The sequence below is a fragment of the Kangiella sp. genome (genome assembly GCF_014762745.1).
Lineage (GTDB): Bacteria > Pseudomonadota > Gammaproteobacteria > Enterobacterales > Kangiellaceae > Kangiella.
Genome location: NZ_JABURJ010000038.1, coordinates 1 through 9,271, shown reverse-complemented (window position 1 = coordinate 9,271; position 9,271 = coordinate 1). Strand labels below are relative to the sequence as shown.

Annotated in this window: 8 protein-coding genes; all 8 read left to right on the top strand. The window is 43.7% G+C overall.

Annotated elements, in window-relative coordinates; genetic code table 11:
* Positions 1-92 precede the first annotated feature (92 nt).
* Entirely contained in the window at positions 93-1,100 is a 1,008-nt protein-coding gene (locus tag HUJ19_RS02390; RefSeq protein ID WP_290622036.1) for an N-acetylornithine carbamoyltransferase, read from the top strand.
* 23 nt (positions 1,101-1,123) lie between these two features.
* Entirely contained in the window at positions 1,124-2,344 is a 1,221-nt protein-coding gene (locus HUJ19_RS02385) for an argininosuccinate synthase (protein ID WP_290622034.1), read from the top strand.
* Complete coding sequence (locus HUJ19_RS02380; RefSeq protein WP_290622032.1) at positions 2,341-3,444, top strand: acetylornithine deacetylase; 1,104 nt, start codon at positions 2,341-2,343, stop codon at positions 3,442-3,444. Before HUJ19_RS02385 ends, HUJ19_RS02380 begins: the two co-directional genes overlap by 4 nt.
* The gene (locus HUJ19_RS02375) at positions 3,437-4,759 is read left to right on the top strand and encodes an acetylglutamate kinase (RefSeq protein WP_290622030.1); all 1,323 of its coding nucleotides are present in this window, start codon (positions 3,437-3,439) and stop codon (positions 4,757-4,759) included. The genes HUJ19_RS02380 and HUJ19_RS02375 overlap by 8 nt, the downstream gene beginning before the upstream one ends.
* Positions 4,756-5,700: an N-acetyl-gamma-glutamyl-phosphate reductase gene (gene argC / locus HUJ19_RS02370; RefSeq protein ID WP_290622028.1), complete on the top strand. Its 945-nt coding sequence runs from the start codon at positions 4,756-4,758 to the stop codon at positions 5,698-5,700. The genes HUJ19_RS02375 and argC overlap by 4 nt, the downstream gene beginning before the upstream one ends.
* Positions 5,693-6,997 carry an argininosuccinate lyase gene (gene argH / locus HUJ19_RS02365; RefSeq protein WP_290622026.1) on the top strand — a complete coding sequence of 435 codons (1,305 nt, stop codon included), beginning with the start codon at positions 5,693-5,695 and terminating at the stop codon, positions 6,995-6,997. The genes argC and argH overlap by 8 nt, the downstream gene beginning before the upstream one ends.
* 130 nt (positions 6,998-7,127) lie before the next feature.
* Positions 7,128-8,504: an oxygen-independent coproporphyrinogen III oxidase gene (gene hemN, locus HUJ19_RS02360; protein ID WP_290622024.1), complete on the top strand. Its 1,377-nt coding sequence runs from the start codon at positions 7,128-7,130 to the stop codon at positions 8,502-8,504.
* 73 nt (positions 8,505-8,577) lie between these two features.
* On the top strand, positions 8,578-9,271 hold a 694-nt coding region (fnr, locus tag HUJ19_RS02355; RefSeq protein ID WP_290622022.1), incomplete at its 3' end, for a fumarate/nitrate reduction transcriptional regulator Fnr.

Below are 9,271 nucleotides of genomic sequence, written 5' to 3'. Positions count from 1 at the left end.
GTATGTAACTAGATTTTGAAACCCAGCCAACGGCTGGGTTTTTTTATGCTTGCATGAAAACCTGCCGCTGGCTCTGAGCGAAGGTAATTAACATGCAGCATTTTCTTACAACAGAGAATTGGTCAAAACCGGATCTGCAACAGATTCTGGACTTTGCCAAAGATCTGAAACAATCTCCAATCCAATCTTTGTTGAAAAACAAAAGCATAGCGCTGTTGTTTTTCAACCCTTCATTGCGTACCCGCACCAGCTTTGAAATTGGCATAGAACAACTCGGTGGTCACGCGGTTGTGTTGCAACCCGGAAAAGATGCCTGGCCGATAGAGTTTGAACTGGGCTCAGTCATGGATGGCGAGGCAGAGGAGCACGTCAAAGAGGTCGCACAGGTCCTTTCTTCTTATTGTGATCTGATTGCGATTAGAGCTTTCCCTAAATTCGTTGACTGGCAGCAAGACAAATTGGACACCCTGCTTAAAAGCTTTGCCCAATACGCCAGCGTACCGGTGATTAACATGGAAACGATTACTCATCCCTGTCAGGAATTGGCTCACATTATGACCTTGCAGGAAAAGCTCGGTGAATTGCAGGGAAAAAAGTATGTGCTGACCTGGACCTATCACCCGAAACCACTCAATACAGCGGTGGCCAACTCAGCACTCATGATCGCCAGTAAATTTGGCATGGATGTCACCTTGCTGTGCCCGACCAAAGAGTACGTTTTAGATGAACATTATATGCAGTCGGCACAAAGCAACTGTCAACAAAATCATCAGAACTTGACCGTAACTCACGATATTGAAGAAGCCTATACCGGGGCTGAGATTGTCTATGCCAAAAGCTGGGGAGCTTTGCCATACTTCGGTCAATGGGAAAAGGAAAAACTGATCCGCGATCAATACAAGCACTTCATTGTCGATGAGCACAAAATGGCAATGACCAACCAGGGACTATTCAGTCACTGCCTACCACTCAGACGTAATGTCAAAGCAACCGATGCCGTTATGGATGCCGATTACTGCGTTGCGATTCAGGAAGCAGAAAACCGTCTGCACGTACAAAAGTCTTTAATGAATTTTTTAGTTAACCATCATTCCTCTTGAATGAATAGCCATAGGTAATAGTCATGAGTCAAAACAAAGTTGTTCTAGCATTTTCAGGCGGTTTGGATACCAGTTTCTGTGTGCCTTATCTAATGGGCAAAGGTTATGAGGTGCACACCCTGTTTGTTAACACTGGCGGGGTTAATGCTGAAAAGTGTCAGCAAATTGAAAAGCGTGCTTTGCAGTTGGGTGCCAAGCAGCATTGGCAAGTAGACGCGCAACAGATGTTGTGGCAAGAAATCATTACACCTCTGGTTTGGGGCAACTCAAAATATCAGGGTCAGTATCCCTTGTTGTGCGCCGACCGTTATCTGATTGCCAAAGAGTCGATCAAGTTGTGCCAGCAATTGGGTACCAACATTGTTGCGCATGGTTGTACTGGGATGGGCAACGATCAGGTACGTTTTGATATTTCGATTAAGGCATTGGGTGATTACATCATCTTATCGCCGATAAGGGATATTCAACAGCAAGTTAAAGACGTGAGAAATTATGAAATTAAATATTTGCACGACAAAGGATTTGAAACTTCAACCGAACATAAAAAATACAGCATTAATGAAAACTTGCTGGGCGTGACTATTTCCGGTTGTGAAATTGATCAGTGGCAGGAGCCGCAAGATGACACCTATGTGCTAACCAATCACTATCATGACTTTCCACAGCAGTCACAAAAATTAACTTTGGATTTTGTCAAAGGGGAAGTGGTGGCAGTCAATGGTCAAAAGATGGCTGGCGTTGAGATCATGCAATTGCTTAACAAGACTTTGGGACAGTACGGAGTCGGACGCAGTATCTATACCGGGGATACGGTGATTGGACTGAAAGGTCGTATCGTGTTTGAAGCGCCAGCCCTGTTTGGTCTGATAAAAGCGCATCAGGCCATCGAAGAGGTGGTGCTGACTCAGTGGCAAAATCAATTCAAACCTCAGGTCGCTGATAAGTGGACAGAGCTGGTTTACAAAGGTTTTTACTTTGATCCTTTGTGTAATGATTTGCATCAGTTTCTTGCTTCGACTCAGGCGCATGTAAATGGCACGGTTGAACTATTGATCTATGCCGGACAGATGCAGGTGGTTGCCGTAAACAGTTCCGCTATTCTAAGCAGCAAAGATGCCAGCTACGCACAAAGTGCCAGTTGGGGAATTGAAGAAGCGGTAGGTTTTATTCAGTTGTACGGCAACAGCACTGCAATCTGGTCCAAAGTGAAGCAAGAACAGCAAGAACAAGAAGGTACCGCATGACCTCAATACTTTTAGAAAAAACCATTAAGCACTTGCAGGCATTAGTGGCTTTTGACACCTGCAATCCGCCACGCAAAATTCAAGAGTCTGGAATCATTGACTATTTAACTGAGCAGTTAAGTGACGCTCAAGTGGAGATCATGGACTATGGGGATGGTTCAATTAATGTCTATGCAGTTAAAGGTCAGCCGGAATATTTATTCAATTTTCATATAGATACAGTGCCGGTGGCGCAGGGGTGGGAAACTGATCCTTTTGTCTTAACTGTTAAAGATGATAAAGCTTATGGTCTTGGCAGTTGTGACATCAAAGGTGCAGCCGCCTGTTTCCTGGCCTGTGTTGAACAGGGCTTGAGCGATTATGCCGTGCTTTTTTCATCGGATGAAGAGTATGGCAACAGTCTCTGTGTTAAATCATTTTTGCAGCAGAAGCATAACTACGCTGGTGTGATAGTGGCGGAACCCACACAGTGTAAAGCAGTGTTGGCGCATCGCGGTGTCGCCACTGCCGAAGTGTCTTTTACGGCAAAAAGTGGTCACAGTTCTGAGTCTCGAACGCTAACCGAAAATGCTATCCATCAGGCCACGAGCTGGATGACGCAGGCGATTGAATGGGCGACAGCTGAGCTAGAATCGAACTATCATAATCTGCACGGTGTCTGCCTTAATCTAGGCAAGATAGAGGGTGGTGTTAAACCTAATATCATTGCACCAAGTGTCACTCTGCACATGGGTATCAGGCCATTGCCAGGAGAGGATCCACAACAAAAAATACAAGAAATGGTTAGCTCAATTAAGACGAGTTATCCTGTCTCAGTTACTGCAAAGTTCATTGCGCCTTCATTCCCTTCGGTGCTTGCTGAAAACCATTCCGGTCAAAATGAATTAGGAAATACATTACTGGCAAACAAGCTGGGTTTAGAGATTAGCGAACCAGTGAATTTCTGGACAGAAGCCGCTTTGTTTTCTGCGGCGGGCCTTCCAGCGATTGTTTATGGCCCTGGCAATATTGATAAGGCGCATACCGCCAATGAATGGGTTGCGCTCAGTGACCTGAAAACTGTGGTTATGAATTATTGGAGGATGCTTGGTGATGACTAATCATAAAGTCAAAGAAACCATTATTCGGTTGCTCAATAACATGGGTAGCGAAAGTGAAATCCGTAAATATCTGAAAAGGTTTTCCAGTAATGAAGGCATGAAGTTTGCCATCATTACAGTAGGCGGAGGGATCCTCAAAGAAGACATTGATAATCTGGTATCGTCATTATCATTCTTACAACAGGTTGGTTTAACACCCATTGTGGTGCATGGTGCTGGCCCGCAGCTTAATGAGCAGCTGGAACTGGAAAAAATAGATGCTCAATTTGTTGATGGCAAACGTGTCACCAATTCCGAAGTGCTAAAAATCGCACGCAAAGTTTTTATATCTGAGAATCATAATCTAGTTAATACGTTAAAAAATTCAGGTGTGGATGCCGCATCATTTTATTCAGGAATTTTTGAATGTGAGCTGGAAAACGAAACGCTTGGTCTGGTCGGAGCTATTAAATCAGTGCATGATCATGACTTGATTGAGAGCGTTAGAAACGGTGCCATTCCAGTTGTCAGTCCATTAGGTGAAACAGAACAGGGTCAGATTGTTAACATTAATGCAGATACTGCAACTTTGGCTTTAGCGAAAACTATTGAGCCTTATAAGGTGGTATTTTTAACCAGTACAGGTGGCATACTTGATGCCGATGGCAAGTTAATACCAGCCATCAGTTTGCAGAATGATTATGACTACCTGATACAGCAGGATTGGCTACATTCGGGTATGAAGCTGAAGCTACAACAGATTCATGAATTATTAAATAGTGTTTCCAGCGCTACTTCTGTTTCAATTACTAAACCCAGTTTAGTTGCTAAAGAATTATTTACTGACAGAGGGTCAGGAACTCTGGTCAACAAAGGTGAAAAAATTATTGAGTTTTGTGACTGGAAACAACTTCATAAGAACAAATTAGCGGACTTGATTGAGTCATCATTCGGTCAGCGTTTGCAGCACAACTATTTCGAACAAACACAGTTGCACAAAGCTTATGTGACCGAATGTTATCGAGCTGCAACTATTGTCATTCATGATTACGCCATTCCATATCTGGATAAATTTGTAGTGGATGATTCAGCTAAGGGAGAGGGATTAGGAACGGCAGTCTGGAATACGATGTTGCATGACAATACTCAGTTGTTCTGGCGAGCTTCGTCGCACAATCCAATTAATAAATTTTACTTTTCAATGGCTGATGGTTTTGTTCGTGGCAAAGAATGGAACGTCTTCTGGCGGGGAATTAATGACTTCTCATTAATTCAATCTTGTGTGCAACAGGCGATAAGCCGGCCGCGCACTGTTAATTCAGGAGAGCTGTCATGAGTGCTATTAACAAGTACAGAGTTGCTCTGGTCGGAGCCAGAGGATACGTAGGTAATGAGTTGATTAAGCTATTGAACCGGCATCCTTTTTTTGAATTAGAGTTAGCGGTGTCACGTGGCAAGCAGGGACAGGCGGTTGAAGGTTACAGCAAACAGCCTTTGGTTTATCAGAGTGCTGATTCCGTCGAAGTAGCAGAAGGGCAATATGACCTGATTTTTCTTGCGCTTCCCAATGGATTCGCGCAAGCCTATGTTGAGCAGATAGAACTCATATCTAGCCAGTCAGTGATTATTGATTTGAGCGCAGATTATAGATTTGACGACAGTTGGTATTATAGTTTGCCTGAACTTAATCAACAAATAGCTAGTACACGGATCAGCAATCCCGGTTGTTATGCCACGGCCATGCAGCTGTCTTTAACACCGGTGGTGTCTTTATTAGAGGGGGTGACGCACTGTTTTGGTGTTTCAGGATATAGCGGTGCGGGAACCAGTCCTAGCGACAAGAATAATCCTGAGCTACTGGAAAATAACCTTATCCCTTATCAATTATCAGAACATCTGCATGAAAAAGAAGTGAGTCGGCACCTTGCGATGGATGTAAAGTTTACGCCTCACGTTGTCAGTTTTTTTCGTGGAATTTCCATGACCTCTCATATCAGTTTGCAGCAAGCTATGACAGAAGAAGCTGTTATTGAACTGTATCAAAGTCTTTATCGGGAGCATCCTTTGATAAAAGTGACTAAGGCCATTCCGCTGGTCAAAGAAATTCAAGGCAAAGCTGGAGCGATTGTCGGCGGTTTTAAACTCGATCAAAGCGGTAAACATCTTGTAGTTTGCTGCGTTCTGGATAATTTATTAAAAGGTGCTGCGATCCAGGCACTGCAAAATGCTAACCAGGCATTCAATCTTAATTCTTTAGAGGCCATTGATTATGACTAAGCCAAAACAATTGTGGGCAACGAAAGATAACGAAAAAAGTGAGCTGCAACAAAGAGTCGAACAGTTCATGTCAGGTCAGGATGTAATACTTGATCAGCATCTGTTTCAATTTGATATACAGGCCAGCAAAGTCCACGCCCAAGGTTTGCAACGAATTGCTATCTTAACTCAAACTGAGCTTAATCAAATCACAGCAAGTCTGGATGAATTATTATCCCAATTTGAAAACGGCCAGTTTGTTCTCGATCAGACATTCGAAGATGGGCACTCCGCAATCGAATATTTTTTGACTGAGCAGCTAGGCGATCTTGGCAAAAAAATTCATACCGGCAGAAGCCGTAATGATCAGGTAGCGGTTGCCACTCGGTTGTATTGTAAAAAGGCCTTGCTCGATCTTAAGCAAGTCTGCGTGAGGATTTCACAGGTGTGTTTAACCCAGGCGGAGCAGCATGCAGATAGCGTGATGCCGGGTTATACCCACATCCAAAGAGCGGTAGTTTCCAGTTGGGGATTATGGTTTGCCAGCTTTGCTGAGTCTTTTTGTGATAATGCGCAACTGGCGCAACAGACGCTCGACTGGATTGATGCAAACCCACTGGGTACAGCTGCAGGCTATGGGGTTAATTTAGCGCTTGATCGTGACTATACAACTGAAGCACTGGGCTTTGCGCGGATGCAAATTAATCCGATGTATGTGCAAAACAGTCGTGGCAAGTTTGAGCTGCAGGTACTGACGGCTTTTAAGCAGGCGATGCTGGATGTGAGACGTCTGGCATGGGATCTGAGTTTATTTACCAGCGCTGAGTTTAATCTGGTAAAGTTATCTGACCTGTTTAGTACCGGCTCATCCATTATGCCCAATAAACAGAATCCAGATACGGTGGAGCTGATGCGAGCTCAATATGCCAAGTTGGTGGGTGCTTACAATGAAATTGAGTCATTATTGTCATTGCCTAGTGGCTATCAGCGTGATCTACAGAACACTAAAGCACCATTAATCAATGGCATAACGGAATCTTTGTCATGTCTTGTATTAGTGCCCGAGCTGCTGTCAGGTATTGATATTTGTCATACCGATTGTGAAAAGGCCATTGAGCCAGCCATGTTTGCGACAGATAAGGCTGTTGAGCTGGCGCGTGAAGGTGTGCCGTTCAGGCAAGCTTACCAGCAATTGAAAGACAATTATCAAGATCTTGCCAGTCGATCATCAAGTCAGTCATTGCAGGAGCGGGTTTCAGCTGGTGCCTGCGCTAACTTAAAGTTATCCGAAATGGCTGAACGATTAGAAAATGCATAGAAAATGCATCTTTTTAACCGATTGAGTTTATTGAATTAAATCTGACTGAAGGCGGGTTGATCTAGATCAATCCGCTTGTTCCTTAAATTACCTATCCTGTATCCATCGTAAAGCAAAACAGGTGTAGGCTATGCCTAAATCATCAATCTGGAACCGCGAACTTGTTGAAAAATACAACATCGCTGGACCTCGTTACACTTCCTATCCGACCGCATTACAGTTCAGTGATGATTTTGGTATTGAGGACTTTATCAATACCCTGAAAACCTCGAATCAAGGCAAGCCATTGTCTTTGTATTTGCACATCCCTTTCTGCGAAAACATCTGCTATTACTGCGCCTGTAATAAAGTCATTACCAAGGACAAATCAAAAGCTGATCGCTACTTAAAGGCTTTGATTAAAGAAGCGGAAATGATCGCGCCTTATGTTAAAGGTCGCAAAGTGACCCAGATCCACTGGGGTGGCGGTACGCCAACCTTCCTGTCGAATGAGCAGATTGAGAAACTGGTCAGTGATCTGAGAGAATTGTTTGAGTTTGATGATGACGATGGTGAGTTTTCTATAGAAATTGATCCGCGTAGCGTTGATCACAAAACCATGGCCAGTCTGGCTCACGCTGGATTCAACCGTTTGAGCATGGGTGTCCAGGATTTTAATCCTGAAGTACAAAAAGCAGTAAATCGTATTCAACCCGAAGAAGACACGCGTCATCTGCTGTTACAGGCACGTCGCCATGGCTTTAATTCCATCAATATTGATTTGATTTACGGCTTGCCACATCAGACAGTCGATAGTTTTAATGAAACGATTGATAAAATTATTACAATGGCTCCGGATCGTTTATCGGTGTTTAATTATGCTCACTTGCCGCATCGCTTTAAGCCGCAACGTCGCATCAATGCATACGACTTACCATCGCCTGCGGAAAAGTTACGGATTCTTGAGTCAGCGATTAATAAGCTAACTGAAGCGGGTTACGTTTATATCGGTATGGATCACTTTGCCTTGCCGCATGATGAGTTGACTCAGGCTCAGGAACATGGTGATTTACATCGTAACTTCCAGGGCTACACCACTCACGCAGAATGTGATTTGGTAGGACTGGGTGTTTCATCCATCAGTCAGGTGGATAATAGCTACAGCCAGAGTATGCGTGGTCTTGACGAGTACTATGAAAGAGTCGAAGCGGGCGAGCTTGCGGTATGGCGCGGTTGCTATTTAGAAGATGACGATCTGCTGCGTCGTGAAGTGATTATGCAATTGATTTGCCACTTCAAACTCGACTTTAGTGACATTGAAAAAGCCTTCAATATCAACTTCAAAGAGTACTTTGCAGAAGAATTGGAGTCGTTGGTGCGTTTTGAGGAAGATGGTCTGCTTAATGTCAGCGACACAGGAATTCAAGTTAATGATGCTGGCAGATTGTTAATTCGTAACATTTGCATGGTTTTTGACGCCTATTTCAAGGAAGTTAACATCATTCCGACGTATTCTAAGGCGATATGATTGCACCTAAATTGATTTAAAAAATGGGCAGAATGTAATACACTGGGACAAATATTTAAGGTGTGTGAATCTTATGGCGTTGCCATCAATTAAGTGTCAAAGTTGTAGTATTAATCAACTCTGTTTACCGGTAATGCTGGCTGAATCTGAAGTAGAGCATTTGGACAGCATTATCCAACGGAAAAAGCCTCTCAATAAGAATGAGATGCTGTTCCATGCCGGTGAAGAATTCCAGGCGATTTATGCGGTTCGTTCGGGCTGTATAAAATCCTATACCATTTCTGAAAGTGGCGAAGAGCAGATCACGGGTTTCCATCTTGCTGGTGAAATCATTGGTCTGGATGCCATCAGCTCGGGTAAGCACCCCAGCATGGCTAAAGCACTGGAAACTTCAATGGTTTGCACCATCCCATATCACAAGCTGGAAATGCTATCGGGCGAAATTCCGGGTTTGAGACAGCAGCTTGTACGAGTCATGAGTCGTGAAATTCATGATGATCAGGAGTTAATGTTACTACTCAACAAGAAAAGCGCCGACGAGCGTTTGGCTGCTTTTCTGGTTAACCTATCCAGCCGCTTCGGCAAACGTGGATTATCACGCACCTGTTTTAACCTGGTTATGACGCGTGGCGACATCGCCAATTATCTAGGTTTGGCAGTTGAAACTGTCAGCCGTCTCTTCACAAAACTTCAACAAAATGGTTTGATTGCCATAAAAGATAAAGAAGTGACGATTACCGATTTCAATCAATTGAACGTTCTAGCCG